Origin of the sequence: Pseudomonas sp. PD9R, assembly GCF_019200975.1 — a bacterium.
Taxonomy (GTDB): Bacteria; Pseudomonadota; Gammaproteobacteria; order Pseudomonadales; family Pseudomonadaceae; genus Aquipseudomonas.
In genome coordinates this window covers 13,482-39,967 of record NZ_JAHTMR010000020.1, presented here as the reverse complement: position 1 = coordinate 39,967, position 26,486 = coordinate 13,482, and the positions used below count along the sequence as shown (strand labels likewise).

Below are 26,486 nucleotides of genomic sequence, written 5' to 3'. Positions count from 1 at the left end.
TTGAACTAAGAAAATATTCGTTGGTGCTGTGGGTACGGACTAATTGAAAGAATATCCGATTGTCGTATCGAGTTTTTTGCCAGATGGAGCTGGAGCAATCTATGGAAGTGCCGAGCAAGCGTTCTCAACCTGTTGAAGCCAACTCACCAGTAAGACGCGCCAGGTGGCGATGGCGAATTCTGTTCATCAAGGCCTGGCTGATTGCAGCCTTTCTTCTGGTTATTTTTCTGGGATTGGGTGTGACTGCACTCATGGCAGGGGCGGATGGAACGCTTGAGTTAGAACAACGGGTGTATGCATTTTGCGTGGGGGCGATGGTTATTTTTGTCGGCTTGGCCATATTGAAGGCGGCCATCCCGGCCAAAGCACTCTTCGCACTATTTCGAAAAACGATTAAGTAGGCGACAAAAAAACCGGCACATTACGCCGGTTTTTTAATGCCCTGAATTCACCACGTCCGAACCTGTCTTTCGGTTCCTCGACTATTGGTTTTTATCTTCACCGGCTGGGTCAGCCTTGCGTCGGTCAGGGCCTGCTGGGTTGCCGGTGTTTATCAGTCTTCGTTCCAACAGAATATTTTGCAATGCCTCGCGGTCTTCCGGGTTCAACTGATGCGCTCGCTCCTTGAGTTCGAGCAGAATTGGGCTGGACCACTGGCGATAGGTTTGTTCGGCATTACGAATGGATGACATCGCTTCCTCCTTGATCAGGCTCCCGCCAAAAATGATGCCGCAGTTCGATACGAGAGAGACGCTAGTAGAGGAAGCGAGTTGTCGCCAATGCATCGCGTCGGACTCTAACCCCAAGCGTCGACATCTGCGGTACGTCGGACATGAAGAGGGGGCGCAGTCTGGTTGGGGCATTCAAGCGAAGGTCGCTGGGGGAATCATTGGATCGGTGTTGCAAAGCGAACAACCTTTCCGGTAATGACTTCGCGGGTTCATTTCCGCAGCTATAGTGAAATTCCCAAGTACAAACAGGTGGAGTTTCCTATGAAACGTTTCGGTCTGTTTATCGCAGCTTTAGTTGTCGCAACACCTCTTTTTGCGGCGGATGATTTATGCTCGATCAATCTGCAAAAAATCAAAGACCTCAAGCAAACTGCTGTGATGGGGCAGCCCCAGTTAGGCGAAATTCAGCAGGACAGAATGGATGCCGAGAAAGCCCAGAAAGCTGGGCAAACCCAAAAGTGCATTGACTTGACTAATAGAGCGCTGAAAAAAATCAAGGATGTGCAGGGGGGTAACTAAAAATTGGGCCGATTTGATCGGCCCATTTTTTTTGCAGCTAGACGAATGCCTGACCTGCGAATCCCCGTGGCAGCCGCTGCGGTCCGGGCATGGCAATCAACCGTTCGGTCCAGGCCAGACGCCAGTCATTGCCCGAAGGGGCGACTTTAGCCCTGCGTGCAGCGCGGCGCGCGGTGTTGCGTTGATCTTTGCGCGCATCCTTGTACGCGTCGGTATTGCGACAGCTCCTGCATTTCACCCGGTTTAGTTCACGGGTCGAGGTGAGGTTGTCGCCTTTGTGACCGCAGGCCAGGTGCCCGCTGACTTTGAAGTGTGTGACCATCTGAACGTCTCCTTTGTGACGTGTGATCGTTGGACCGCTCGCGAGTGTTGATGTTCGGCACTTGTCTAAGCACAAAAAAATCCCAGCGCCTGGCTGGGTTGGGGGAGAAACAGAGGACTATCAGGCAGGCACATGCCCGGTGACGATACCGTCGCCGATCACGTGTCCGCGTTCACGCGGTGGCTTCGCATCAATTGTCCAGTTCGAATCATCTGAACCGTGGCAGAGGCGGGTCGACAGGTTTGAGCGCCGACAAGGTGTTGCGAATCAGTGGCGTGTCCTTCTCGATGTCGTTCAGGCGATCACGAATTCTGAGGGCAGTAGGGTGTCCGCCTTGGTGATCGACCCAGTCGGCAATTTCCTTGCAGGCGGCAGCCAAGCGAACCTGGCGGGTGTCGAGCAGTGTCAGCAGGGTGGTGATGGACTCTTTTTCGGACATGGGAAACACCTCCGTTGAAGAAACCTGGCAGTGGGCAGTAAAAAGCCCGCTGCGAGCGAGCTTTCTACCGATGGGCGCTGGTCCTTCAGCTCTTTTCAGTATAGACCCGTAAATGGCACATCAAGCCTGTCAGCCTTGGCGGGCGGTAACTTGGGACCTGGCATTGAGCTGCCGGCAAACATGTCGGGCGTTTTCTTCAAGATCGAAGCCGTCGCCAATGAAGCCGTTGGTGCGGGTATCGGCGATGCGATACCAGACTGCTGCGTCAGGCGGTAGGTGGTCGGCTTCTCCGGCCCGGCGGCCATGAATGATGATCTTGTTACAACGCTTCACGACAAATATGTCTTCCATGGCCTCACCGCAGCTGATTCGTTTACAGATCAACTATAGAAGTCATTCGCAATTGTGCAAAAAGTAAGCAAGTCAATTCGTCGGTTCAGCGGCCAACTTCTCCAGCAATAAGGCTAATCCCACTTCTTCCGCCCGCAGGCCTTTGCGCACCCTCGACCTGGGCAGCTCGGCCAGTGCGCCCAATAGAAAACCATCGAGTACGGCCGGATGGATGTAGCACTTGCGGCACACGGCCGGGGTGTTGCCCAGCTGCCTGGCGACGTTTTTCACCATCTCCACCACATGCCGTTTAGCCTCGGATTCGGGTTGCCATTGCAATTTGCGCAAAACCGCGAGGGCCAGGGCGCTGCCGGCCCAGGTGCGGTAGTCCTTGGCGGTAAAGTCTGCACCCGTCAGGGTTTGCAGGTAGGCGTTGACGTCGGACGACGTGATGGTGTGCCGCTCGCCGTTTTCATCGAAGTACTGAAAGAGGTTCTGACCAGGAATCTCCTGGCAACGCTTGATGATCCGCGCCAGGCGCCGGTCCTTCACGGTGATCTGATGTTCGACGCCGCTTTTGCCGCGAAACTGGAAGACAATTGCACTGCCATTGATCTCCACGTGACGATTGCGCAACGTGGTCAGGCCGTACGAACGGTTGTCCCGTGCATATTGAGTGTTGCCGACCCGGATCAGCGTCGCATCGAGCAAGGTGATGACCGTCGCCATGACTTTGTCGCGGCTAAAACCCGGAGCAGCCAACAAGGCCTCCAGTTGTTTGCGCAGCTTCGGTAGCGCAAGGCCGAAATCGCGCAGGCGCGAGTATTTGTCGGTGTCGCGCACTTCTCGCCAGCGAACGTGATAGCGGTACTGTTTGCGACCCCGAGCGTCGCGGCCGGTCGCTTGCAAATGCCCGCGCGGATCGGCGCAGATCCACACATCGGCGTAGGCGGGCGGCACCGCGAGGGCGTTGATTCGCTTGATTTCATCCGGCTCGGTGATGCGTTGGCCGCTGGGGTCGAAATAGCAGAACTTGCCGCGCAGTTTCCTGCGGGTGATTCCGGGCTGAGAGTCATCGACGTAATGCAGATCGGGCGGCAGCACATCGGGCATGGCGTTTGTCCTGGGCGTGGAATCAGTGACCGTTACAGCCATTGACCCCGCGCCGCTGCAGTCGTGCCAACGCAGTTAAGCCAGAACGGCCACAGCCTTGATCTGCGCCCAGAGTTGTTGTCCGGCGTGTACGTTCAATTGATCGCGGGAGAAACGAGTGATGCGCGCCAAAAGTGGCGTTCCCGCCGCATCCAGCCGAATGAGGACGTGGGCAGCGTTGTCCGCCCCCATCTCACTGACCACAGTGACTGGCAGACGATTGAGGATGCTGCTTTGCCCGGTAATTTGCAGGCTCAGGCTGACATCTCGCGCTTGCACCTTGCAGCGCAGTGCCTGACCCGTCGCCATCGGCGTGTGCGGCACGCGAATGTTCAGGTCAGTGCCCGGCAATTGCAACGTCAGCAGTTGGTAGTTGGCGTCATAGGCGCTAACACTTCCCTCGATCACAACACCCGCGTCATCACCCATTGCGAGCGGCAGGTCGAGGCGCGCCAGGGTTTGACCAATAGGTCCGCTGGCCAACGCCTTGCCATCACTCAGCAGAACGATATGGTCGGCCAGTCGCGCCACTTCATCCTGGGAGTGACTGACGTACAGCACCGGGATATCCAGTTCGTCGTGCAGCCGTTGCAGGTAGGGCAGGATTTCGCTTTTGCGTTGGGCATCCAGCGCGGCCAGCGGTTCGTCCATCAGCAACAGTTTCGGGCTGGTGAGCAGGGCGCGGGCAATGCCGACACGCTGCCGTTCACCTCCTGAAAGGTGTTGTGGATGGCGATCGAGCAGATGTCCGATCCCCAACAATTCGGTTGCATGAGCCATGTCGACCCGCCGCTGGGGTTTCGCAATGCGCTTGAGGCCGAATTGCAGATTGGCCAGCACCGACAGATGCGGAAACAGGCTCGCCTCCTGAAACACATAACCCAAGGCACGTTTGTGCGGTGCTACGAAGAGCTTTTTGTCGCTGTCCTGCCAGACTTCATCGTTAACCTGGATAAAACCTTGGTCGGCCCGCTCCAGACCGGCGATGCAGCGTAGGCAGGTAGTTTTGCCCGAACCGGAGTGACCATAAAGAGCGGTGACTCCGCGGCCGGGTAACTGCAGATCGACATCAAGGGCGAACCCGGAGTAACTCAATTTGAGGCGTGTTTGAATCATCGATCAGCTCCAGCCCGCTTTGGTTTTACGGCTGGAGTACAGCGCCAGTAACACCGCAAAGGAGAACACCAGCATGACCCCGGCCAGCCAATGGGCCTGGGCGTATTCCATGGCTTCGACGTGATCGTAGATCTGCACCGAAACCACTCGGGTTTTATCAGGAATGTTGCCGCCTATCATCAGCACCACGCCAAATTCGCCGACTGTGTGGGCGAAGCCGAGAATGGCGGCGGTGATAAAACCAGGCCGGGCAAGGGGAAGTGTCACACTGAAGAAGGTGTCCCAGGGATTGGCGCGTAAGGTGGCGGCCACTTCCAGCGGGCGAGTACCGATGGCGGAAAAAGCGTTTTGCAGCGGTTGGACTACGAACGGCATCGAGTACAGCACCGAGCCGATCACCAACCCTGCAAAACTGAAAGTGAGGGTGCCGAGCCCCAGTGATTGGGTGAACTGGCCGACGAACCCATGGGGACCGAGCGCCAGCAACAAATAAAAGCCAATCACCGTGGGCGGCAGCACCAGGGGCAGGGCGACGATCGCCCCGACCGGGCCGCGCAACCAGGATTGGGTGCGCGATAGCCATAACGCGAGTGGAGTGCCGATCACCAACAGGATGATGGTCGTCAGGGACGCCAGTTTCAGGGTCAGCCAGATGGCGGAAAAATCGGCACTCGACAGCGACATTTAGAGTTGATAACCGTAGGACTTGATGACAGCAGCCGCTTTCGGGCCCTTGAGGTATTCAACCAGCGCCTTGGCAGCCGGGTTGTCTTTGCCCTTGTTGAGGATCACCGCGTCTTGTTTGATCGGGTCGTGCATGCTGGCCGGAACGATCCAGGCCGAACCGCTGGTGATTTTACCGTCCTTGTAGATCTGCGACAGGGCGACAAAACCGAGTTCGGCGTTTCCGGTGGAGACGAATTGATAGGCCTGAGTGATGTTTTGGCCTTCTACGATCTTGTCTTTGACTTTGTCGGTCAGACCTTCTTTGGCCAGCACCTGGGTGGCGGCCAGACCATAAGGTGCGGCTTTCGGGTTGGCGATGGACAGATGCTGGTACTGGTTGTCGCTCAGGACTTTGCCCTTGGCGTCGACGTAGCCTTCTTTAGCCGACCACAACGCGAGAGTGCCGATGGCGTAGGTGAAGCGTGAGCCTTTTACCGTGTCACCTTCTTGTTCCAGTTTCTGCGCAGTAGTGTCGTCCGCCGAGAGGAACACTTCGAACGGTGCGCCATTCTTGATCTGGGTGTAGAACTGACCCGTCGCGCCAAAGGAAGTCACCAGTTTATGGCCGGTGTCTTTTTCAAAATCCGCAGCGATCGCCTGGATCGGTGCAGTGAAGTTGGCAGCGACAGCGACCTGGACTTCGTCCGCCTGGGCAGAGCCGAAGGCAAAGACAGCGAGAAGGCTGGCCAGGCAAGTAGGGGCAAAACGTGAGGCGCGATGGGTCATGAAACGGCTCCGTGGTAGGCAATATAACGAGGGGGTGAAACGCTATATATCGGAATATATAGCGAATTGCCTGCAAACGGAATGAGTTGGATCTGCGCCACAAGTTTGAGCTGATCACACATCACTGATCATCAGCGCCCCAGCAATTTAGCCAAACCCTCTTCAGCCAGGCGACGGGTCAGTTCTGCCGTTGTCAATTCAACACCCAGCGTGAACGCTTGCCCGGCCCAGAGGTTGCTGAAATCCGCTTCCCCCTTGGCGCGCAATGGCATCAACGCGCCGCCGGCCAGCGGAAAGGCCGGTGCTTTGTCGCACATCGGGCCCAGGTCACGCATGACCCGATTGAGGATCCCGCGCGCTGGGCGCCCGGTGAAAATATTAGTGACGGCCGTCTCGCTTTCCTTGGCCGTACGCAATGCCTTGTGATGCGAGGCACTGACCTTGGCCTCCGGCGTGAACAGATAGGCCGTGCCCACTTGCACCGCCGAAGCCCCCAGCATCAACGCCGCCGCGACACCGCGCGCATCGGCAATGCCGCCCGCAGCAATCACCGGTACTTTCACCGCATCGACGATGAGAGGTACCAAGGCGAAAGTTCCTACCTGGCTGCTCAGGTCATCACTGAGAAACATCCCGCGATGTCCTCCCGCTTCGTAACCCATGGCGATGATCGCATCACAGCCATGTTGCTCAAGCCAGACCGCCTCTTCGACGGTGGTAGCCGACGATAATACTTTTGCGCCGGTGGCTTTCACCCGATCCAGCAGGGATTTTTCCGGCAGGCCGAAATGGAAGCTCACGACTTCGGGGCGAAACTCTTCGACGACTTCGCAGGCTGCGTGATCGAACGGCGCACGATTGGACACCGGCGTCGGCGCGTCGAAATCCACACCGAGTTCCCGGTAGTAAGGTTCGAGCAGGTTTTTCCAGTCTTGCGCGCGTTGCTCATCCGCCGGTGGTGGTTGATGGCAGAAGTAGTTGATATTGAACGGGCGCTGGCTGTGCTGGCGGATGGTCTTCAGTTCATTGCGCAATTGCTCGATGGTCAGCATGGCCGCTGGCATGGAACCCAGGCCACCCGCATTGCTCGCGGCGATGACCATGGAAGAGTTGGTGGCACCGGCCATGGGGGCCTGGATGATGGGCAGTTCGATCCCGAGCAAGTCGAGAATTCGCGTATCTGGCCATTGGCTCATTTGGGGTGTACTCCGACGTTTTAACCGGGCAGGGCGGTAGAACCGGATTTGTAACAGCAATGGTTGTTGCAAGGCCAGTGATGTTTGAGTGCTGTCACCGTCGATGCAATCCGCCGCCCCCGCCAAATGAACGATTCATCATCTGAGAAGAGTTGTGATAGCTGTTGAGCCGCTCATTCCCCATCGAGCGCGCCGCTGAATCACGGTTGAGGTTTTGCACTTGAGCGGTGTTCACCGGACTGCTGCGATTTGCACCGCCGACCATCGATTGCCAGCCGTCGTCGGTTTTCTTGTAAACGTTGCCGTCATGTCCGGCATAGACGTTGTCGCCAATTTGCGCGGCACCGCTGTTACGACCATGAACGCCCCGGTAACCAGTAGTGTTTCCGGTGTTGGGGTTGTAGACAGCTCCGCGATTGGCGGTGACCTGGGTGCCAGTGCGTACATTGCCCGCAGTCACGTGTTGCCCGGCAATCGCCCCGCCGTTGGGACCGACCGCCACGCCGCCGTGTCCTGCGGCGTAATTGCCGGTATAAACGTTATGCACCGCGCCGCGCTGGCCTGCCGCCGAGACACCGGTGCGCGAGTTGTAGGATGCGCCGACCTGGCCGGCCCAGCGGTTGCCGGTCCAGGCGTTGTAACCAGCGCCGTGGCGACTGACGGATGCGCGATCACCCCACTGACGGTAAATGTTGCCCGTCGTGCCGGCCCAACCGCCGGGTCCCCAGGCAACCGCGCCGCCGTGATATCCATAGGCCGCGCCGCCCCATGGTATCGGCGCGGGATACAGGCGCGGACCCCAGGCGTAACCCCAACCATAATTGCCCCACCACGGATAGGCACCCCAACCCCAACCCATCGCCACTGTGCTGCCACCCCAACTCCAGCCGAAGCCAAAACCAAACGTCCAGCCGGTCCAAGGCGTATACCGAATTGCCACGCCAAAACCGTACGTCACCGGCGGGCCATACCAGGCGCTTCCGACCCAAGGCGTGTACGGGTAACCCGTGCCATACACCACCACGCCACTGTTGGGGTCTATCGTGGAGCCTTGATACCCCGGCGTGTAACCCACGACCACGGTATCGCCGTTGGCTGAATAAACTTTCACGTAGGTGATGTAGTGCATCGGCGAGCTGGGTGGAATCGAATAGATCACTGCCGGCACCGACGTGGCGACCGCCCAGGGGCCTTGCACCGAAGGGGCAACGAACCAGATACCGTTCTCCACCGCGTACCAACTATTGGCGTCGACCATGATGATCGGCGTCGCGGTGTTCACTACATATTGCAGTGGTGTGCCATTGATGGCCTTGAACTGTGGTTGGCCGTCGAATTGTGGCGCTGTCATTTTCAGTTGGCTTTTCTTCACGGCCGAGGTCTGAGGAATGGTGGCTGCAATTGCCGCTTCCTTGGCCTGTGGCGTCCCCGCGACCGAGGCCTTGACGTTTTCTTTCGCGCTGTCATCAGGAATGTCCGCGAAATCCGCCGGCAGCTTGTCCGCCGGGGCAAAGGTCCAGGGGCCCTGCATATCACTGGCGCGGAACCAGCGACCGGAGATCAGCACATAACTGTCCTGGTCGCCGATCTCCTTGAAAATGTGCCCGGTGGTGTTGGTCACGTAGAGCAGTTTCGTGCCTTGGATAGGCTGCCACTGCGGGGCACCGTCGGTGACGATCAGTTCGGTGGGTGAAGTGGCGATATGAATGTGCGGGATCGGTGGTTTTGCCAGGGTCGGTATCTTGTCTTTCGAATCGCTCTGACCTGTCAGCAAGTCCACTTGGCGACTCTGGATCGCGGCTTTCTTGGCTTTTTCCAGTTCGGCCGACGGAGAGGGCAGCGGCGCATACTGGCCGTTCAATTCGTCCGCAACCATCCAGCCGTCAAATACGTGCAAGTAGTGCTTGCCCTGAGCATCCTTGAGCAATAGCGGTCGAGTATTGATCACCCGTTGCAATGATGTGCCTTCGACGGGGCGATAGGCGGGCTCACCGTCGATGTACACCAACAGCGCCGGCACATCAGAAGTGATGATCGTCGGTGGCGTATTCTCGATGGGTTCGCCCTTGGATTGTTGCTCGGCGGCGATCACGCCCACCGCGGCTTCGAGCTGATCGAGGGAAATCGTTTTCTTGCGGTTCGCCGCATCCTTTTTCATCGTCTCGACCCAGCTGTCGGCGTTCGCGGCGCTAGCGGGGAAATCGGCTTTGATAATGGTGTACTGATCCAGCGCGACCCAGCGGGTAACTTTGTCGACCAGTGTATGGGCGCTCGATTGCACGATGCCGTAGGTGGAATTGCCGTCCGCCCCGGTGGCCTCGACCGCTGCGCGGGCCAGCAAGGTGTAACCGTCCCAGCTGTCGATTTGTGGCTGATAGATGGTCAGTTTGGTATCACCGCTGGTCAGTACTTGGGGCCAGCTCGGCGTTTCCGGTGCCGGGTCGGCGGGCGCTGCCGACGGTTTTGCCGGTGCCGCCTGAACATGGGTAAACGCCAGCAGACAGAGCATCAGCAAAGCGGTAAACGAGCGTAGGTGAGACATTGTCAGCTCCATCGACAGGTCAGTCTTCGGGCTTTTCAAAGCCGCAAAAAAAGCATAGCCCCTGGTCTTGGAAAAGCCCGGCGGTTTTGTGGATTGGATTAAAGTCGAGTATGGATATTTTATGCGGCATGGTATTTAAATCAAAACACAACAGGTGATCCCACCAGGAGGCAGCGATGTTCCAAGGTATTTTGATCGATAAAGACAACAGCGGTTACCGGGCCACACTGCAAGAGATCAATGAGGATCAGCTACCCGAGGGCGATGTGACCGTGCGTGTGGCGTATAGCACGTTGAATTTCAAGGACGGCCTGGCCATTACCGGCAGCAGCCCGGTGGTGCGAAAATTTCCGATGGTGCCGGGTATCGATCTGGCGGGGACCGTCGAAGCCAGCGGGCATCCGGACTACAAGGTTGGCGACAAAGTCCTGCTGAATGGCTGGGGTGTCGGTGAAGGACACTGGGGCGGACTGGCCCAGAAAGCGCGCCTGAACGGTGATTGGCTGATTCCATTGCCCAAGGAATTCACCGCCGCACAATCAATGGCGATCGGCACCGCTGGTTATACGGCGATGCTGTGCATCCTGGCGCTGGAACATAACGGTGTGACGCCTGAGCAAGGCGAAATTCTGGTCACGGGGGCCAATGGCGGTGTAGGCAGTTTCGCCATCGCACTGCTCAGCAAGCTGGGCTACCGAGTCGTTGCCTCCACTGGCCGTACCTCGGAGCACGACTATCTGAAACAACTGGGTGCGAGCGAAATCATCGACCGCGCGACACTGTCAGAACCGGGCAAGCCTTTGGCCAGGGAACGTTGGGCTGGGGTTATCGATTCTGTCGGCAGCCATACCTTGGCCAATGCCTGTGCGAGCACCAAGGCCAATGGCACTGTTGCGGCGTGCGGTCTGGCGCAAGGCATGGATTTTCCAGCCTCCGTTGCGCCGTTCATTTTGCGCGGCGTGACCCTGGCGGGGATCAATAGTGTGACGCAACCGAAAGCCAAGCGCGTAGAGGCGTGGGGCCGATTGGCGAAGGATCTGGATTTTGGCCTGTTGCCGCTGATCAGCCACGAAATCGGACTGAGCGAGGCAATCGACGCTGCGCCGCGCTTGCTTGCCGGGCAGTTGCGCGGGCGTGTTGTCGTCGACGTGAATCGTTAACATCAATGTAGGAGCTGCCGAAGGCTGCGATCTTTTGATCTTGATCTTGAAAAAACAAAATCAAAAGATCGCAGCCTTCGGCAGCTCCTACATTTATTGCGTTTCTCGTTCCAGCAACTGTCGTTTGCGCTCTACGCCCCAGCGATACCCTGACAGATTGCCGTCACTGCGTACTACGCGGTGACAGGGGATTGCCACCGCCAGGCTATTCGCGCCGCAGGCTTGTGCCACCGCACGAACGGCTTTCGGCGAGCCGATGCGCTGGGCAATATCGGCATAGCTCGCCGTGCTGCCGACGGGAATCTCCCGCAGGGCTTGCCACACCCGCTCCTGAAACGCCGTGCCGCGCACGTCCAGCGGCAAATCCAGGCCGATGGCCGGGGCCTCGATGAAACCGACCACCCTGGCGATCAGTTGCTCGAAGTCTTGATCAGCGCCAATCAGGTTGGCCCGGCGAAACTTGTCCTGCAGATCGCAGACCAGTTGCTGCGGATCGTCGCCCAGCAGAATCGCACAAACCCCGCGCTCGCTCTGTGCCACCAGAATCGCCCCGAGGGAACATTGGCCGACGGCAAAACGAATGTCGTTGTTCTGGCCGGCTGCCCGGTACTCGGTGGGTTTCATGCCCAAGAGTTGATCCGCTGCTTCGTAGAAACGACTGTTGGAGTTGAAACCTGCGTCGTACAGGGCCTCCGTCACTGAACCGCCATCTGCCAGCCGCTCCCGCACCCGACGTGATCGATGGGCGGCGGCGTAGCCCTTGGGCGTCAGGCCAGTGGCAGCCTTGAACACTCGATGGAAGTGAAAGCTGCTAAGGCCCGCTGCGTCAGCCAGTTCGTTCAACGCGGGAAGCCATTCTGCGTTTTCGATCTGGCGGCACGCGGCAGCCACTGTGGCGGCATGCTGCGCGGCGACGGCACTTTGATCTTTTGCCGCGCGTTTGCTGGGGCGATAACCCGCTGCTAGAGCCTGCTCGGCGGTATCGAAGAATTCGACATTTTGCGGTTTTGGCAGACGCGCCAGGCTGCTGGGGTTGCAATAGATGCCGGTGGTTTTCACGGCGTAGACAAACTGCCCGTCTGCCTGCGGGTCACGCGCGACGACCGCTGCCCAGCGTGGATCATTTTCGATGGCGATGTTTGTTGATTGGCTTGTCATGGCTTTATTTCCGTTGACCGGTTTCCTGCAGATTAACGATGCGTCGCTGCCGCTACACTCCGGCGCTTGCGGTCAAATTCGAGGATTTTACCCCGCCGTCCGAAAGGTGAAGTTTATTCGCTGCTCTCCCAGTCGGGAGTGTTGACCTTCTTTGATTGGCAGAACGCCGTGGTAGCGCAAGCGATCCACGCCGCCCCAGACCACGATGTCGCCGTGCAGCAATGGCACCCGCTGGCTCTTATTGCTGCGTTCAAAACCGCCGAACAGAAACATCGCCGGTAACCCCAGCGAGACCGAAACGATCGGGGCTGCGTAGGCGTTTTCGTCCTTGTCCTGATGCAAAGACATTTTCGCCCCTGGGACGTATCGGTTGATCAGGCAGGAGTCCGGGGTGAACGTGGCAAACCCCGCTTCCCGCGCTGCCGCTTGGGCCAGCTCAAAAAACACGTCAGGCATTCGCGGCCAGGTTAGGCCGGTTTGCGGATCGTTGCGGGTGTAGCGATAACCGCTGCGGTCGGTGGTCCAGCCCAGCGTGCCGCAGTTGCTCAGGGCGACTGACATGGTAAATCCGCCAGGCGTGATCATTTGACGAAACGGCGCCGCTGCCAACACCGTCTCCAGTGCGGGCAGCAAACGGTCGAGCCAGGGCAGGGCGAAGCTTCGCAAGACGTACGATTGTTCGCCGATCTGCTCGCGACGGGGTTGTTGAACGGGCTCCGCGTCGGCGAACAGGTCAAATGTGGTCGGGTTCATGTTCATAACGCATCGTGGAAGATGATGCCTAGGGTATGCCGTTTTCCGCTGTGCAGGCGACTGACACCATGGCGCAGGGTCACTCGGTAATAACCGCGAACGCCCTGGACCGGCCGTTGATTGACCGCAAAAATCAGAGCGTCGCCTTTTTTCAGGTCGATGACCTGTGGCCGTGACTGCATGCGTGGGCGCTGCTCGGTCAGGACGAACTCGCCGCCGGTGAAGTCTAACCCCGGTTCTGACAGCAAAATCGCCACTTGCAGTGGGAAGACGTGTTCGCCGTACAAATCCTGATGCAAGCAGTTGTAGTCCTGCGGGCCATATCGCAGCAACAAAGGTGTCGGGCGTACCTGGCCGGCGGAATGACAGCGTTCGAGGAAGTCTTCGTGCGTTTGAGGAAAGCGGTTTGGCAGGCTCATCTGCTCGTGCCAGCGATTGGCGATCGGCACCAGGCGTAGATACAGATCGCTGCGCAGTCGGGCCACAAGGTCCGGCAAAGGATAGCCGAAATATTTGTACTCACCGCGACCAAAGCCGTGGCGCGCCATGATCACTTGCGAGCGAAAGGGTCCGGATTGGCAATATAGGGCGCTGATCTGATCACAGGATTCATCGCTCAACAGCGACCGGATGACTGCGCAGCCATCCTGATCGAGTTGCTGCTCCAGCATCGCCCAGTCAATGGACATGGTTCTGACTCCTTAACCAAAGGTTGAGGTGGCCAGTCTAGGGAGCGGTGAGGGCGCTGACACTCCGGCGCTTGCGGTCAAACTTCAACGCAGGGGCACACGTCCATGTTGCCCGTCCGGGTTGTATTACAGCGCTTTGCTGACGCTGATGTCGCTGATGACGTCTTCGCTCTGGCCATGCAGGGCGTCCAGCGCGGCCTTCGCCTCTGCTTCAGTGCCGTTTTCAAGCTGGGCAAATTCGAAGCGGCGTTCGCCGTTTAGCTTGTATTTGATGACGTACTTGGTCGTCTGGGCCACGGTCATACCTGTCTGTTTGCTTGGTTGGGTGCCACTCAGCTCAGTTTCGTGCTGGAACGGCGGATGATCTTGATCGAGTGCGTCAGGGTCGGTTTGCGAGTCACGCTGATCGGACGGCGATTGACCGTATCGATGGTGATGTTCCAGAAACCGGTGCTTGGCGCCGTAATGCGGGCCGGGAACGTGTCGAACGCGCCGCCGTGGTAAGTGTGGCGACCGCCATTTTTGAAGCTGCGGAAATTAGCGTCGTTCATCAAGCGGATGTTGCACATTTGCGAGCATTGAATGACGACGATGTCGTCTTCGTTGAGGTGCTCGCGCTGGTGAATAAATTTCATGAGGCGCCTCCAGAAGGGCTTTTTCTACAAAATCAAAACGATAGCTTGGGCGATTGGCGCAGTTTATCAGCCCGGAGGCGTTATTATCCGGCCGTTGAGGCCCGCTTTGATAATTAAAAACAGAAATTGCGTATTGCTTGGGGGTTAAATGCAGGGTGCCTTGGAGAAAAACGGCATCGTTGCTGTCGGAGGGTCTTTATCGGAGGTTTTGTATGAAGTGGGGTGCGTGGGGCCTGCCATTGTTTTTGGCAATCAGTGGTTGCGCAAGTGTCTCGGAAATTAACCAGACGCTGCCGACCATGAACGTGATTTCAGGCAAGAAGCCCCACGAGTACGCGCAATGCCTGAGCGATAAGCTCGCCAGCAGCCGTGGGGCGTTGCAGATCGAACCGCAGAAAGACGGTGTGCGGGTGATCGTGCCGCAGAAGCTTTCCTCAGGCCCGGCGGCCGTCTTCGATATCGAACAGCGCTCCGGCGGCAGCAGCATCAAGCTGCATGAGCGCATCTCCAATGTGCCGCTGCGTCCATGGGATGTTCGTAATGCCGCTACGGCGTGCATTTCCGGCTGATAGAATGTCGACAATCAGCACCGATGCCGCCAAAGCAACGTTTTGGCGGCATTGTCATTTCTGGAGTCGAGCATGAAGCGAGAGCGGGTACGGGAACGGCACGCAGAGGGTCTTATCTCTGCCACCCATGTGATTCAGAACCCGGCGAATCCGGGAGAATGGATTGTTTTCTTCAAGAAAAGCGCCGGGCGCAGTTTTTTCCTGGTGGATGACAACGACGAAGTCGAATCTTTCGGCAGCCTCGACGAACTGATTGAGATCGTGCGCAGTCTCGGGATCAAGTTCGCCGAAATCCATATGTAGGGCAGGGCGCTTACTTGCAGACCACTACGACGCTGCGGGTCTTGTAATTGCCAACGTCGACGCCCAGGGTCTTGTCGCTTTCCTTGGTTGAAGGTGTGCCATCAGTGCCGACGATCCGGTAACCGGTGCCGGCGCAAGACGCATCGGCTTTTTCGTAACAGGTCGCCCAGGAATTGGCTTCCCCGGAGCAATCGATGGCCAGACCTTGTTCGCCATCATTCAGGTACGTGGTTTCAGACGTCGCGCAGCCATTCAGGGCCAATACCGCAATCAATGGCAAAAATTTAGTCATGTCGTTGTCGTCATCAAGGGGGTGGGCAAAGGCTGTGACAGCGCCAGTTGCAAAAGGTTATAGCGATAGGCCACTTCTTGCCGGCAATCACAAAAAAGCCCTGCGCAATGGCAGGGCTTCTGGGCGTGTTTGACCTGGATCAGTTCTTGTCCTTGCCGCGTCGCTTGGGCGCCGGGTGTTCAAGTTCCAGCACCGATGCCACCTCGATTGCCATGGCTTCGGTCGGGAAGGGGCCGGCGATATTCTCACTGGCGGCGCTGGCTACCCACCATTGGCCGTCCTTTGCCTTGTTGATCAGGTACCCGTTTACGCTTTTTGCTTCCGACATCTATCTGCCTCGTTGGCTGGTTCAATTGCGCCATGATAGCGTCAAATGCACGCAAGAGGTGCCGATGGGTGTAGCGTGGTGCAACAGCCGTTCGCTAGCCAGACCGTGCAAACCTTGCGTTGTCTGCTATCAATAACAGGCTGCTGATCGATCTGCTGAGCTGTATGCGGAACTATCCGCAAGAATATTTCTCTATGATGGCATCGGTTAGCCAGTGCGGGGCATTGTAAGGTGCACGCCGCCTGATTAGACTGCGCCGAAACTCGTACACACAGCCCTTTCAAGGACTTTTATGATCAAGAAATGCTTGTTCCCAGCAGCCGGTTACGGTACTCGCTTCCTGCCAGCGACTAAAGCCATGCCCAAAGAAATGCTGCCGGTGGTGAACAAGCCACTGATCCAGTACGGCGTCGAAGAAGCACTGGACGCTGGCTTGACCGAAATCTCAATCGTTACCGGTCGCGGCAAGCGCGCCTTGGAAGACCATTTCGACATCAGCTACGAGCTGGAAAACCAGATCAAGGGCACTGACAAGGAGAAATACCTGGTCGGCATCCGCAAGCTGCTCGACGAGTGTTCGTTCTCCTACACCCGTCAGACCGAAATGAAAGGCCTGGGCCACGCGATCCTGACCGGTCGTCCACTGATCGGCGACGAACCTTTCGCCGTGGTACTGGCGGATGACTTGTGCGTCAACCTCGATGGCGACGGCGTACTGACCCAGATGGTCAAACTGTACAAACAGTACCGCTGCTCGATCATCGCGATTCAGGAAGTCGACCCGCTGGAAACCAACAAGTACGGCGTGATCGCTGGCGACTTGATCGGTGATGACCTGTATCGCGTCCGCAACATGGTCGAAAAGCCAGCCCCTGAAGATGCACCATCGAACCTGGCGATCATCGGTCGTTACATCCTGACGCCGGACATCTTTGACCTGATCAAGCAAACCGAGCCAGGCAAGGGCGGCGAGATCCAGATCACCGACGCCCTGATGAAACAGGCGCAGAACGGTTGCGTCATTGCCTACAAGTTCAAGGGCAAGCGTTTTGACTGCGGCGGCGCTGAAGGCTACATCGAAGCCACCAACTTCTGCTTCGAGAACTTCTATAAGACTGGTAAGGCTTACTGATAGCTGACCTGCTTGTATTAAAAATCTACCTTGGCAGATTGTGTGAAAACACGCTGCTGAAGGACCAAGCAAACGCCCCGACTTGTTCGGGGCGTTTGCTTTTGTGCGTGTAACGCTCAGATAAAATTCTTCAGTCTTCATTTACCAACAGGCATTGGGCACATGTGGCAACCACCGCTAATTTGGAGGGACTTCAACAGCAATACCCTTTAACATTTAGAATGTTCAAACCTCCGATCTAAAGATTTGTAGTTGCCAGTCATTAATTTGCTGAGATTGCCAAAGGTGCTCGGCAGGATAACTAAATCTATCAATCATGCTGTTTCTAAAACGCTAGGATATGCTCGTTTCTCGATATCTGAAGTCCTATTCCTACATCTGCGCTTATAATGTTTCGAATTGTTTCCCGGATACAATATGAAATGAATTGTCGGTTGAACTGTATTGGGTTGGAGTTATAGAACTGAATTGTTTTCTAATTATGAAGACGTTCTTTCTAAATTTCAGTTTAGTGCTGGAGGTCGGGGCATGGAGTTCGACGTCATTGTTGTGGGGGCTGGAGCAGTAGGTGGTTCAATTTCGTATGAGTTATCGACGCGTGGTTTAAACGTCTGTCGAGTCGGTGAGATTGAACGTACAAATGCAGCGTCAAAGGCTGCTGGGGCGATGAATGGATGCTTTGGAGAGGTAACAAGCGGGCTACTTGCAAGTGATTATGGTCGATTGAAATTAGACATGGACCGACAAGCTCAATACCTGTGGTCAAGCTGGGCGGAGCGTTTAGCAGTTTCTTCAGGTGATGCTAGCTCGTTATTTACAGCAATTGGGACCCATGTTCTCCTCAATACCGCCGGCATGGATGAGGTAGATGGCGTTAACTATGACACTATCGAGAGTACCCTTCGTGAGCATGGTGAACCATTCGAAATTATTGATCCACGCGAGATGGAGTGGCTTAAGCCCAATCATCTGGTTCGCCCACTACGGGGATTGTACATACCAAACGAGCATTCCGTGAACTCGCATCTTTTGCTGGAAAAACTGGATGCTGCGTTTGTCACCGAAGGTGGGGTTCTGAAAAACGAGACCGCTAAGCGAGTATTGGCTGAGGGTGGGGTAGTAACTGGTGTCGAGTTATGCAGTGGGGAGGTTCTCTGGGCAAAGAAGGTTGTGGTTGCCGCAGGCGTGCAATCTCTAGATTTACTCAGTGACTTCGACTTTGTGAAGAAAATTCCACCGTTGTTCAGTGGTTATGGCGTCTCCATTCTTGTAAAGATGCCAGAAGGGGTCGATTTGCCGAGTTCTGTCATACGGACGCCAAATCGTGCCTTTGCATGTGGCTTGCACTGTGTCCCTCGTGGGGACGGAGTATTGTATCTAGGGGCAACTAACATTATTTCGGAGCTGCCAAAGCAACAGGCTCTTGTGTCGGATGTTCAGTTTTTACTTGATTGTGCTGTTGACCAACTGAACCTGGATCTTCATGGTGCTGAAATTATTTCCATACAGGTTGGCAACAGACCAATTCCAGCAGATGGTTTTCCATTGATTGGCGAGTGCGGCATCGAAGGTCTTTGGCTTGCAACAGGTACCTACCGAGATGGCCTACACCAATCACCGTTGTTAGCGCGGTATATAGCTGATTGCCTCACCGGTGCGGATACTCCCGACCTAGATCTCAGTCCCTTCAAACCTGTCCGTGCTCCGTTATCTGGGTTTGCCCGCGAACATACAGTCAGGGAAACGGTACAGCAGATGTTTGCTACTGGGTATGAGTATCGTTGGGATATAAAACCTTATTGGTTCCCTCTGCTAGATGAAGGGCTGTCACGCAATTACCAACAGCTGATAAATAACTTGCATCCGTCATTTACGCCTCCGCCGGAATTGGAACTCCACGCATGTCACATTCAGATCCGGTCTGCGCCGCGCGATCGCCAAGCCAATCGCGCCACTTCCAGCACACAAATCGAGAACATTAACTCCCGATCGCAGCCCAGCGCTGGTCTCCAGCCACTTGTGAATGACTTTGCTGTGAGGGCGAGGGATAAACGGACATTCCATTATGGTGCCCATGCTGGCAGCGAACGTTGCCTCGGCGAAAATCCATCTCAGTGGAGAGCTCGATGTGCCGCAACGGCGACTTTGGGAAAATGTCAGCCTTTTAGATTCCCTCACCGATAACCGGTTGCTCAACGCAGGTATTCAGTCACCTGTCAGAGGAGCCTTCTTTGAAACAGAGGCGGCGGGTTTGCAGGCTGCAAGAATTCTGCGTGACCAAGGCATGCTGCTCTTTCCGGTGTTTTATCCAATTATTGCCAAAGGCAAAGCGATGCTGCGTTTTGCGATATCAGCAAGCCACGGCGACAAAGACATCAGGTTGTTAGGGGAGGCTCTAGCGGCTATGACGAGCAAAGGATTGTGGACGCCTGCTATCAATCAGCTGGATCACGCCTGACTGAGGCTGTTTCCCAGGCGGCTCAATGACGGGAGCACCGAAGAAACGCACGATGGAGATTATTGACGTATTGGAGTCTTCTGCTCGTGGTGTCTACTCAGGCGCATTAGGCTGGTTATCTTTCAGTGGTGGAGCGGAACTGAGTATTGTCATCCGAACAGCAGTTCTTAAAGGTAGGGAGGCGAAATTTGGAATTGGTGGTGCGATTGTTGCGCACTCCGATCCGCAGCAAGAGCTTGAAGAAACTTTGGTTAAGGCTAGCGTGCCTTATTACAGCTTTGTCGCCGGGAGCGAATCATGATGAGCGACACGGTTGTCGTATTGGGTGGGGCGGGTTTGGTTGGTTCCTTGATCAGCCGCATTCTTATGCAATATGGATACGATGTCCGGGTGGTGGATCGCAGGTCTTCCGAACAGGGACGTGGCTTCTATGAAGTTGATGTTACAAGTCCGTTCAGCAACATCGAGCAGATCTTCCAAGGGGCGGTTGCAGTGGTTTTTGCGCTGCCCGAAAGCGTGGCTATCCGGGCAATACCTTGGGTTGTCGGCTCCGTCTCGAGCGATGTTGTGTTCATACCGACTTGTTCTGTTCAGGAGCCATTTTACAGAGCATTGAAGGGTGCCTCGTCCCAGCAGCCATTTGTCGGTGTCAATCCGATGTTTTCACCCAAGCTTTCCGTTCAGGGACGTACCGTCGCAATTTGCCTGGAAGACGGAGACTCGCCTTCGACCTTCATCGAGCAACACCTGATGGGGGCTGGGATGAAGATAAAGCGAATGACTCCGGTGGCTCATGATGAGCTCATGGCTCTCTGTCAGGCACTGCCTCATGCCGCAATTCTTGGGTTCGGTCTAGCGTTGGCAAGGTCTTCGCTGGATCTCGACAGCGCTCTTGAGGTGATGCCACCACCGATGCGCACAATGATGGCGTTACTGTCCCGGGTTCTGGTGAATCCGCCTGAAGTCTACTGGGATATACAGCTAGAAAATGACCAGGCCAGGCACCAGCGCGCCGCGCTAGCGGAAGGGATGGAACGCTTGATAAAAAATGTCCGTATTCGGGATTACGACGAGTTCCGAAGCGATCTACAAGACGTTTCAAACGCATTGGGCCGCCGTTTAAATTCGGGGGCTGTCGATTGTCAGCACGTTTTTTCATTGCTGAACTGATTAAATCCTCGCCAAGGAAGCGCGTAGGAAGCGTTTCACGGGCGCATCGAAAAATGCCCCGTGAATTTTTGTGTGCGGTAAGGAGTTTTACCCATGGCATTAATAAATGAGGCGACACACCGAGGATCAAGATCAAAACGTTGGTTAGGCCTAAGCGTACTGATGCTCCCGGTCTTACTGGTAACAGTTGACAACACAGTACTTGGATTCGCCTTACCAAAGATTGCCGAGGCGCTGCGTCCGAGTGCTAGCCAGCAGTTGTGGATGATCGATGCTTATTCGCTGGTATTGGCGGGATTGCTGGTGTCGATGGGTAGTCTGGGAGATCGAATCGGTCATCGTAAGTTGTTGTTGGCCGGGTCTTTGGGTTTTGCCGTTGTGTCGGTGCTAACCGCGTATTCCGATTCCGCCACACAACTGATCGCCGGGCGAGCTTGTATGGGCGTTTTCGGTGCGATGTTGATGCCCTCAACTTTGGCATTGATACGTTCGGTGTTCGAGGATCGAGAAGAACGGAGATTAGCAGTCGCGATTTGGGCAACGACATTGACGGTAGGCTCGGCACTCGGTCCTTTAGTGGGCGGGGTGTTATTGGAATTCTTCAGTTGGGGGTCGATTTTCCTGTTGGCGGTTCCCGTGTTGGTGCCACTGCTGGTATTGGGGCCACTGTTGTTGCCCGAATCCGAGCGAGATGCGTCAGGACCGTTGGATCCGATAAGCATCCTGCAATCGATGATGGCCCTCGGTGCCATTGTTTATGGCATTAAACACAGCGCCAGTAATGGTGTCGACTGGATGGCGCTGACAGCATTTGCAGTAGGCACAGTTTCGGGCTGGAAGTTTGTGCGTCGGCAGTCACGTCTGTCGGTGCCGCTGATGGATCTGAGTCTGTTCCGAAATGGCACCTTTAGCGGATCGGTCCTGATCAATCTGATGAGCCTCGCATTCCTGGTTGGCTTCGTTTTCTTCGCTACTCAGTTCTTGCAAATCGTTCTTCAGATGTCGCCCTTAAGTGCCAGTCTCGCGCTGGTGCCTGGTCAGGTGATGGCGATTGTCGTGGGAATGGCGATTGTCCCTGTCGCGCAGCGATTAAAGGTGCATGTACTTATACCGATTTTGATGGCATTTGCTGGCGCGGCGTTTTTGCTGGTCGCAAGCATGGGCAGTAGCCTGATCGTTCTAGCGGTGGCTTTTGCTTTGCTGAACATTGGCGTGGGCGCGATCGCGACGGTGTCCAATGATGTAATTTTGTCAGCCGCATCGCCGGCAAAGGCGGGCGCTGCGTCGGCCATTAGCGAAACGGCCTATGAAGTGGGCGTGGTTTTGGGGACGACTGTGCTCGGCGGTCTCGTCACCGCGTACTATCGCGGTGCGTTGCAGCTTCCGGAGTTCCTGAACGAAGTACAGATGATGCTGGCCAGTGAGACGCTATCTGGCGCCCATCATGTGGCCGCAGACTTGTCGGGTGATCAAGCGAGAGAATTGATGGTGCAGGCGGGAAGGGCATTCGAAGGTGGGATAGGTTTGGTTTCGTGGCTGACGTTCGGCCTGGCACTCATGGCGATTTTGATTGCTTGGCGTAGTTTTCGGACACCGAAAACACAATCTGCAGAGGGACACTGATCGAAAACGAAGGTTGGGCCGCCATCGCACGGCCTGAGCATTTCAGTGCAATGCTTGCTCAATGGCCGCCCGCAGGTATGCTGTTTGCCTGCCGAGGAGATAGACAATGGCCTACGATTTTGACCTTTATGTGATTGGTGCCGGTTCTGGTGGTGTGCGTGCTGCGCGATTCGCGGCAGGTTTCGGTGCGAAAGTGGCTGTGGCTGAGAGCCGTTACCTGGGTGGTACGTGTGTGAACGTCGGGTGTGTGCCGAAAAAATTGCTGGTCTACGGCGCGCACTTTGCCGAGGACTTTGAGCAGGCTTCCGGGTTCGGCTGGACTCTGGACGAAGCGCAGTTCGATTGGGCGACGCTGATCGCCAACAAGGATCGCGAGATCAATCGACTGAACGGCATTTACCGTACCCTTCTGGTCAACAGTGGCGTGACGCTGCACGAGGGCCACGCCAAGATCGTCGACCCGCATCAGGTCGAGATCAATGGCGAGCGCTTCACCGCGAAAAATATCCTGATCGCGACCGGTGGCTGGCCGCAGATTCCAGAGATTCCGGGGCATGAGCACGCCATCAGTTCCAATCAGGCGTTCTTCCTCAAAGAGCTGCCCAAGCGTGTGCTGGTGGTGGGCGGCGGTTACATCGCCGTTGAGTTCGCCGGGATCTTCCATGGTCTGGGCGCGCAGACCACGCTGCTTTACCGCGGCGAGTTGTTCCTGCGGGGCTTCGACGGTTCCGTGCGCACGCATTTGCAGGAGGAGTTGACCAAGCGCGGTATGGACCTGCAATTTAACTCGGATATTGAGCGTATCGACAAACAAGCCGACGGCAGCCTGAAAGTGACGCTCAAGGATGGCCGCCAGTTGGAAGCCGATTGTGTGTTCTACGCCACCGGTCGTCGTCCGATGCTGGACAATCTGGGGTTGGAAAACACCGGAGTGAAGCTCGACAAGAAAGGTTTCGTCGAAGTGGACGAGCTGTATCAAACCGCCGAGCCGTCGATTCTGGCGTTGGGCGATGTGATTGGTCGGGTCCAGCTGACGCCGGTGGCGTTGGCCGAGGGCATGGCCGTTGCTCGTCGCTTGTTCAAGCCTGAACAATATCGTCCGGTGGATTACAAAATGATCCCGACGGCGGTGTTCAGCTTGCCAAACATCGGCACCGTCGGTTTGACCGAAGAAGAGGCGCGCGATGCTGGTCTCGAAGTGCAGATCTTCGAAAGCCGCTTCCGGCCAATGAAGCTGACCCTGACCGAATGCCAGGAGCGTACGCTGATGAAGCTGGTGGTGGACGCCAAGACCGACAAGGTACTAGGTTGTCACATGGTCGGCCCCGAGGCCGGTGAAATTGTTCAAGGCCTGGCGATTGCATTGAAGGCTGGCGCCACCAAGCGCCACTTCGACGAAACCATCGGCGTGCACCCGACGGCCGCCGAAGAATTCGTCACCATGCGTACGCCGGTCGCGAGTTAAGCGTCTTTTGCTGAGTCTGGCGCTGTTGCAATGACAGCGGCCAGACGTACGCTTTCTTCGAGGTCCGCCTGGGCCTTGGTCAATTGGATTTCCAGTGACTTGTTGAGCTGCGATTGCTCATCGATGTTCCGTTTCAGCGACTGACTTTCCAGCAGGGCGACGCGCAAGCGCTCCTGGAGGAGGGTGCGTTCGCCATCGACGCGCGTGGCTTGTTCCAGCAGTTGATCCTGACGACTATTGCTCTGCTTGAGCTGCTCTTGCATTGAGCTCAGCTCGCGTAGCGTTCCACGGTTTTCCGTCAACAGGCGTTCGTTGTCGCGGTGTAACTGGGTGATTTCATCCTGGCGTACCAGCGTACTTTGCTGTGCCTGGCGCAGCTCCATCTGCAATTGCTGAACCTGACTTTCATGACGACTGTGCTCTTGCTCGCGCTGCTCTTTGACGGCGTTGCGGTAGTGCTCCAGTGCGTCACGGGCATGCAGGTGCTTCTCTTCGAGCGAGCGAATCTGCTCGTCCTTGTCTTGCAAGCGTAAATCGAAATCCGCGAGTGCCTGGTTCAGTCCGGCATTGCGGGTTTGTTCGGTCTGCAGCATGGCCCGGGTTTCTTGCAGTGCCTCGGACTCCTGGGTCAGCGCCAGGCTTTGAATCTCGTATTGCTGATGCAGTTCGGTATTGGCTGCTTGAGCTGCTGCCAGTTGAGTTTCCAGCGCTTTGCGTTGTTGCTCGAACTGCTCGCGGGCCTGGTCAATGGGCTCTTGCGCCTGCTCGTTCAAACGCTGCGCCAACCGCGAAACCAGTGCCAGCAACTCGTCATTGATCGGTTCGGCGGGTTCTGCTTCTTCGCGTTGAATGCTGTTATCGAGCTCTTTCAGATAGCGATGAATAGTTGTTTTGGAGCCGGTATTGCCCATTTCGATCCGTACTGCATCGATGCTGGGGTTTTCGCCGCGGGCGAGGATCGCCAGACGTGCGGCTTGAACCACTGCTTTGTTAACGCCGCCACGGGCCATGATTTCTCCTTCGATTTCTTTGTGTGGTACGTATTTATGTAATACACAGTGTACCATTCAACATAAAAAGATAAATACGGATTGTTATTAACGCGGGATATACTGGTATTACCCCATGTGATGAACAAAAACCTGCTTTGACGCCCGTAAAGCGGTACACATTCGAGAGTTGGACCGATGAGTGATCTGGATCGTTACCTGCAAGCTGCGACGCGTGACAACACTCGTCGCAGCTATCGCGCCGCCATCGAACACTTCGAAGTCAATTGGGGCGGGTTCCTGCCAGCGACCGGCGACAGCGTGGCGCGTTACCTGGTCGCCCATGCGGGCGTGCTGTCGATCAATACCTTGAAGCTGCGCTTGTCGGCATTGGCGCAATGGCACAACAGCCAAGGATTCGCCGATCCGACTAAAGCGCCTGTGGTGCGCAAAGTGTTCAAGGGGATTCGGGCGCTGCATCCGGCCCAGGAGAAACAAGCTGAGCCATTGCAGCTTCAGCATCTGGAACAAGTCATTGACTCACTGGCGCAAGAGGCGCAAATCGCAAGAGCTCAGGGTGATCGGCCAGGATTGTTGCGGGCCAGGCGCGACAGCGCGTTGATCCTGCTGGGCTTCTGGCGCGGTTTCCGTAGCGATGAGTTATGTCGCGTCCACATCGAGCATGTGCAGGCCAGCGCCGGCTCAGGCATCACTTTGTACCTGCCGCGCAGCAAGAGTGATCGCGAAAACCTCGGCAAGACTTACCAGACACCGGCATTGCAGCGGTTATGCCCGGTGCAGGCCTACATTGCCTGGATCACCGAGGCTGGACTGGTGCGCGGTCCGGTGTTTCGCGGTATCGATCGCTGGGGTCATTTGAGTGAAGGGGGCTTGCACGCCAATAGCGTCATTCCGCTGCTGCGTCAGGCATTGGAGCGCGCAGGCATTGCGGCCGAGCATTACACCAGCCACTCGCTACGACGCGGTTTTGCTTCATGGGCGCATCAGAGTGGCTGGGACTTGAAGTCGCTGATGAACTACGTGGGCTGGAAGGATATGAAGTCTGCCATGCGTTACATCGAAGCCAGTCCGTTTCTCGGGATGGCGCGGCTCGAGGAAAAACCGCTGGCATCGTAAAGATGGTTTTCTTCTATTAATAGAGCTGGCTAATAGCGAAACCCAATCAGGCGCATCGGTTTTGCCAATGAGCCAACCGTCCGTCGAGTGGGTAAAGTTCTCTCCATCAACTTCTTAACCCCTGACGGAGAGTCAACGATGCCTATCATCAACAGCCAAGTTAAACCTTTCAAAGCTGATGCATTCAAAAATGGCGACTTCGTAAAAGTCTCGGACGCTGACCTGAAAGGCAAGTGGTCCGTCGTGTTCTTCTACCCGGCTGACTTCACCTTCGTTTGCCCAACCGAGCTGGAAGACCTGGCCGACAACTACGACGCATTCCAGAAGCTGGGCGTCGAGATCTACAGCGTTTCCACCGACACTCACTTTGCCCACGCTGCCTGGCACAACACTTCGCCAGCCATCGGCAAAATCCAGTACACCATGATCGGCGACCCGACTCACGCCATCTCCCGCAACTTCGACGTGCTGATCGAAGACGCTGGCCTGGCTGACCGTGGCACCTTCGTGATCAACCCAGAAGGCCAGATCAAAATCGTCGAATTGAACGACGGCGGTGTGGGTCGTGACGCTTCCGAGCTGCTGCGCAAAATCAAGGCTGCCCAGTACGTCGCTGCTCACCCGGGCCAGGTCTGCCCAGCCAAGTGGAAAGAAGGCGAGGCTACTCTGGCTCCGTCCCTGGACCTGGTTGGCAAGATCTAAGTCTGTGACGCGCTTCATCAGGGCGGGACTCCGCGCCTACTAAGTAAGCTGCACCGCCCAACAAAAACGCCCGGGCGAGATTCGCTCGGGCGTTTTTTTATGTCTTCGCAATAAGCAAAAAGGA

The 26,486-nt window shown here is 56.3% G+C and carries 31 protein-coding genes and 1 pseudogene; 14 read left to right on the top strand and 18 right to left on the bottom strand.

Translation table 11 applies throughout. From position 1 onward, the window contains the following. Positions 1–101 precede the first annotated feature (101 nt). Entirely contained in the window at positions 102–401 is a 300-nt protein-coding gene (locus tag KUF73_RS27395; protein WP_218441092.1) for a hypothetical protein, read from the top strand. A gap of 81 nt (positions 402–482) precedes the next feature. On the opposite strand, the gene KUF73_RS27390 is transcribed toward KUF73_RS27395, so the two are convergent. After that, complete coding sequence (locus KUF73_RS27390) at positions 483–692, bottom strand: hypothetical protein (protein ID WP_218441091.1); 210 nt, start codon at positions 690–692, stop codon at positions 483–485. 300 nt (positions 693–992) lie between these two features. On the opposite strand from KUF73_RS27390, the gene KUF73_RS27385 reads away from it, so the two are divergent. Continuing rightward, positions 993–1,250, top strand: coding sequence for a hypothetical protein (locus KUF73_RS27385; protein ID WP_218441090.1), 258 nt, complete (start codon positions 993–995; stop codon positions 1,248–1,250). 37 nt (positions 1,251–1,287) lie between these two features. Here KUF73_RS27385 and KUF73_RS27380 read toward each other — a convergent pair whose 3' ends face one another. From KUF73_RS27380 to KUF73_RS27340, 9 genes are all read right to left on the bottom strand, one after another. Beyond that, positions 1,288–1,572, bottom strand: a complete 285-nt coding sequence (locus KUF73_RS27380) for a hypothetical protein (RefSeq protein WP_218441089.1) — start codon at positions 1,570–1,572, stop codon at positions 1,288–1,290. Positions 1,573–1,780: 208 nt separating this feature from the next. Then, a complete protein-coding gene (locus KUF73_RS27375; protein ID WP_218441088.1) occupies positions 1,781–2,011 on the bottom strand; it encodes a hypothetical protein in 231 nt (76 codons plus the stop codon). A gap of 129 nt (positions 2,012–2,140) precedes the next feature. Further along, entirely contained in the window at positions 2,141–2,362 is a 222-nt protein-coding gene (locus KUF73_RS27370) for a hypothetical protein (RefSeq protein ID WP_218441087.1), read from the bottom strand. A gap of 72 nt (positions 2,363–2,434) precedes the next feature. Next, positions 2,435–3,454, bottom strand: a complete 1,020-nt coding sequence (locus KUF73_RS27365) for a DNA topoisomerase IB (protein ID WP_218441086.1) — start codon at positions 3,452–3,454, stop codon at positions 2,435–2,437. Between the two features lie 75 nt (positions 3,455–3,529). Then, positions 3,530–4,609 (bottom strand): molybdenum ABC transporter ATP-binding protein, encoded by a 1,080-nt coding sequence (modC, locus tag KUF73_RS27360; protein WP_218441085.1) that lies wholly within the window; start codon positions 4,607–4,609, stop codon positions 3,530–3,532. Between the two features lie 3 nt (positions 4,610–4,612). Next, the gene (modB, locus tag KUF73_RS27355; RefSeq protein WP_218441084.1) at positions 4,613–5,293 is read right to left on the bottom strand and encodes a molybdate ABC transporter permease subunit; all 681 of its coding nucleotides are present in this window, start codon (positions 5,291–5,293) and stop codon (positions 4,613–4,615) included. Next, positions 5,294–6,061, bottom strand: coding sequence for a molybdate ABC transporter substrate-binding protein (gene modA / locus KUF73_RS27350; RefSeq protein WP_256345700.1), 768 nt, complete (start codon positions 6,059–6,061; stop codon positions 5,294–5,296). Between the two features lie 131 nt (positions 6,062–6,192). Next, positions 6,193–7,257 carry a nitronate monooxygenase family protein gene (locus tag KUF73_RS27345; protein ID WP_218441083.1) on the bottom strand — a complete coding sequence of 355 codons (1,065 nt, stop codon included), beginning with the start codon at positions 7,255–7,257 and terminating at the stop codon, positions 6,193–6,195. A 94-nt stretch (positions 7,258–7,351) separates the two neighbouring features. Continuing rightward, positions 7,352–9,799, bottom strand: a complete 2,448-nt coding sequence (locus KUF73_RS27340) for an autotransporter (RefSeq protein ID WP_218441082.1) — start codon at positions 9,797–9,799, stop codon at positions 7,352–7,354. 176 nt (positions 9,800–9,975) lie between these two features. Between KUF73_RS27340 and KUF73_RS27335 the strand changes: the two genes are divergently transcribed. Next, complete coding sequence (locus tag KUF73_RS27335) at positions 9,976–10,959, top strand: MDR family oxidoreductase (RefSeq protein ID WP_218441081.1); 984 nt, start codon at positions 9,976–9,978, stop codon at positions 10,957–10,959. Between the two features lie 93 nt (positions 10,960–11,052). On the opposite strand, the gene ada is transcribed toward KUF73_RS27335, so the two are convergent. The 5 genes from ada to KUF73_RS27310 form a co-directional block, all read right to left on the bottom strand. Next, complete coding sequence (gene ada, locus KUF73_RS27330; RefSeq protein ID WP_218441080.1) at positions 11,053–12,117, bottom strand: bifunctional DNA-binding transcriptional regulator/O6-methylguanine-DNA methyltransferase Ada; 1,065 nt, start codon at positions 12,115–12,117, stop codon at positions 11,053–11,055. Between the two features lie 87 nt (positions 12,118–12,204). Next, positions 12,205–12,870: a DNA oxidative demethylase AlkB gene (gene alkB / locus KUF73_RS27325; RefSeq protein ID WP_218441128.1), complete on the bottom strand. Its 666-nt coding sequence runs from the start codon at positions 12,868–12,870 to the stop codon at positions 12,205–12,207. 2 nt (positions 12,871–12,872) lie between these two features. Beyond that, entirely contained in the window at positions 12,873–13,559 is a 687-nt protein-coding gene (locus KUF73_RS27320) for a 2OG-Fe(II) oxygenase (protein WP_218441079.1), read from the bottom strand. Between the two features lie 126 nt (positions 13,560–13,685). Next, positions 13,686–13,856, bottom strand: coding sequence for a hypothetical protein (locus KUF73_RS27315; RefSeq protein ID WP_218441131.1), 171 nt, complete (start codon positions 13,854–13,856; stop codon positions 13,686–13,688). Between the two features lie 35 nt (positions 13,857–13,891). After that, complete coding sequence (locus KUF73_RS27310) at positions 13,892–14,194, bottom strand: DUF1883 domain-containing protein (RefSeq protein ID WP_016984992.1); 303 nt, start codon at positions 14,192–14,194, stop codon at positions 13,892–13,894. A 212-nt stretch (positions 14,195–14,406) separates the two neighbouring features. Here KUF73_RS27310 and KUF73_RS27305 point away from each other — a divergent pair, with 212 nt between their 5' ends. Beyond that, positions 14,407–14,763, top strand: coding sequence for a hypothetical protein (locus tag KUF73_RS27305; protein WP_218441078.1), 357 nt, complete (start codon positions 14,407–14,409; stop codon positions 14,761–14,763). A 72-nt stretch (positions 14,764–14,835) separates the two neighbouring features. Next, positions 14,836–15,066, top strand: a complete 231-nt coding sequence (locus KUF73_RS27300; protein ID WP_218441077.1) for a hypothetical protein — start codon at positions 14,836–14,838, stop codon at positions 15,064–15,066. A gap of 10 nt (positions 15,067–15,076) precedes the next feature. Here KUF73_RS27300 and KUF73_RS27295 read toward each other — a convergent pair whose 3' ends face one another. Further along, entirely contained in the window at positions 15,077–15,358 is a 282-nt protein-coding gene (locus tag KUF73_RS27295; protein ID WP_218441076.1) for a hypothetical protein, read from the bottom strand. A gap of 139 nt (positions 15,359–15,497) precedes the next feature. Further along, positions 15,498–15,686 (bottom strand): hypothetical protein, encoded by a 189-nt coding sequence (locus KUF73_RS27290; protein ID WP_218441075.1) that lies wholly within the window; start codon positions 15,684–15,686, stop codon positions 15,498–15,500. Between the two features lie 292 nt (positions 15,687–15,978). Between KUF73_RS27290 and galU the strand changes: the two genes are divergently transcribed. The 7 genes and pseudogenes from galU (at position 15,979) to gorA (ending at position 23,534) form a co-directional block, all read left to right on the top strand. Beyond that, positions 15,979–16,818 (top strand): UTP--glucose-1-phosphate uridylyltransferase GalU, encoded by an 840-nt coding sequence (gene galU, locus KUF73_RS27285; protein WP_054050566.1) that lies wholly within the window; start codon positions 15,979–15,981, stop codon positions 16,816–16,818. A gap of 528 nt (positions 16,819–17,346) precedes the next feature. Continuing rightward, positions 17,347–19,002, top strand: coding sequence for an NAD(P)/FAD-dependent oxidoreductase (locus KUF73_RS27280; RefSeq protein ID WP_371135567.1), 1,656 nt, complete (start codon positions 17,347–17,349; stop codon positions 19,000–19,002). 4 nt (positions 19,003–19,006) lie between these two features. Beyond that, positions 19,007–19,276 (top strand): hypothetical protein, encoded by a 270-nt coding sequence (locus KUF73_RS27270; protein ID WP_218441074.1) that lies wholly within the window; start codon positions 19,007–19,009, stop codon positions 19,274–19,276. A 19-nt stretch (positions 19,277–19,295) separates the two neighbouring features. Then, a pseudogene (locus KUF73_RS27265) lies at positions 19,296–19,577 on the top strand (chorismate-binding protein); the annotation flags it as partial. Next, positions 19,574–20,446, top strand: a complete 873-nt coding sequence (locus tag KUF73_RS27260; RefSeq protein WP_218441073.1) for a prephenate dehydrogenase dimerization domain-containing protein — start codon at positions 19,574–19,576, stop codon at positions 20,444–20,446. The pseudogene KUF73_RS27265 and the gene KUF73_RS27260, both read left to right, overlap by 4 nt. A 93-nt stretch (positions 20,447–20,539) precedes the next feature. Then, positions 20,540–22,069, top strand: coding sequence for an MFS transporter (locus KUF73_RS27255; RefSeq protein ID WP_256345699.1), 1,530 nt, complete (start codon positions 20,540–20,542; stop codon positions 22,067–22,069). Between the two features lie 106 nt (positions 22,070–22,175). Then, the gene (gorA, locus tag KUF73_RS27250; RefSeq protein ID WP_218441072.1) at positions 22,176–23,534 is read left to right on the top strand and encodes a glutathione-disulfide reductase; all 1,359 of its coding nucleotides are present in this window, start codon (positions 22,176–22,178) and stop codon (positions 23,532–23,534) included. Here gorA and KUF73_RS27245 read toward each other — a convergent pair. Beyond that, positions 23,531–24,544, bottom strand: coding sequence for a DNA-binding protein (locus tag KUF73_RS27245; protein ID WP_218441071.1), 1,014 nt, complete (start codon positions 24,542–24,544; stop codon positions 23,531–23,533). The genes gorA and KUF73_RS27245 overlap by 4 nt on opposite strands. A gap of 177 nt (positions 24,545–24,721) precedes the next feature. Between KUF73_RS27245 and KUF73_RS27240 the strand changes: the two genes are divergently transcribed. Both KUF73_RS27240 and ahpC read left to right on the top strand, forming a co-directional pair. Beyond that, positions 24,722–25,660, top strand: coding sequence for a site-specific integrase (locus tag KUF73_RS27240; RefSeq protein ID WP_218441070.1), 939 nt, complete (start codon positions 24,722–24,724; stop codon positions 25,658–25,660). Between the two features lie 138 nt (positions 25,661–25,798). Continuing rightward, entirely contained in the window at positions 25,799–26,362 is a 564-nt protein-coding gene (ahpC, locus tag KUF73_RS27235) for an alkyl hydroperoxide reductase subunit C (protein ID WP_010460707.1), read from the top strand. Positions 26,363–26,486 lie beyond the last annotated feature (124 nt).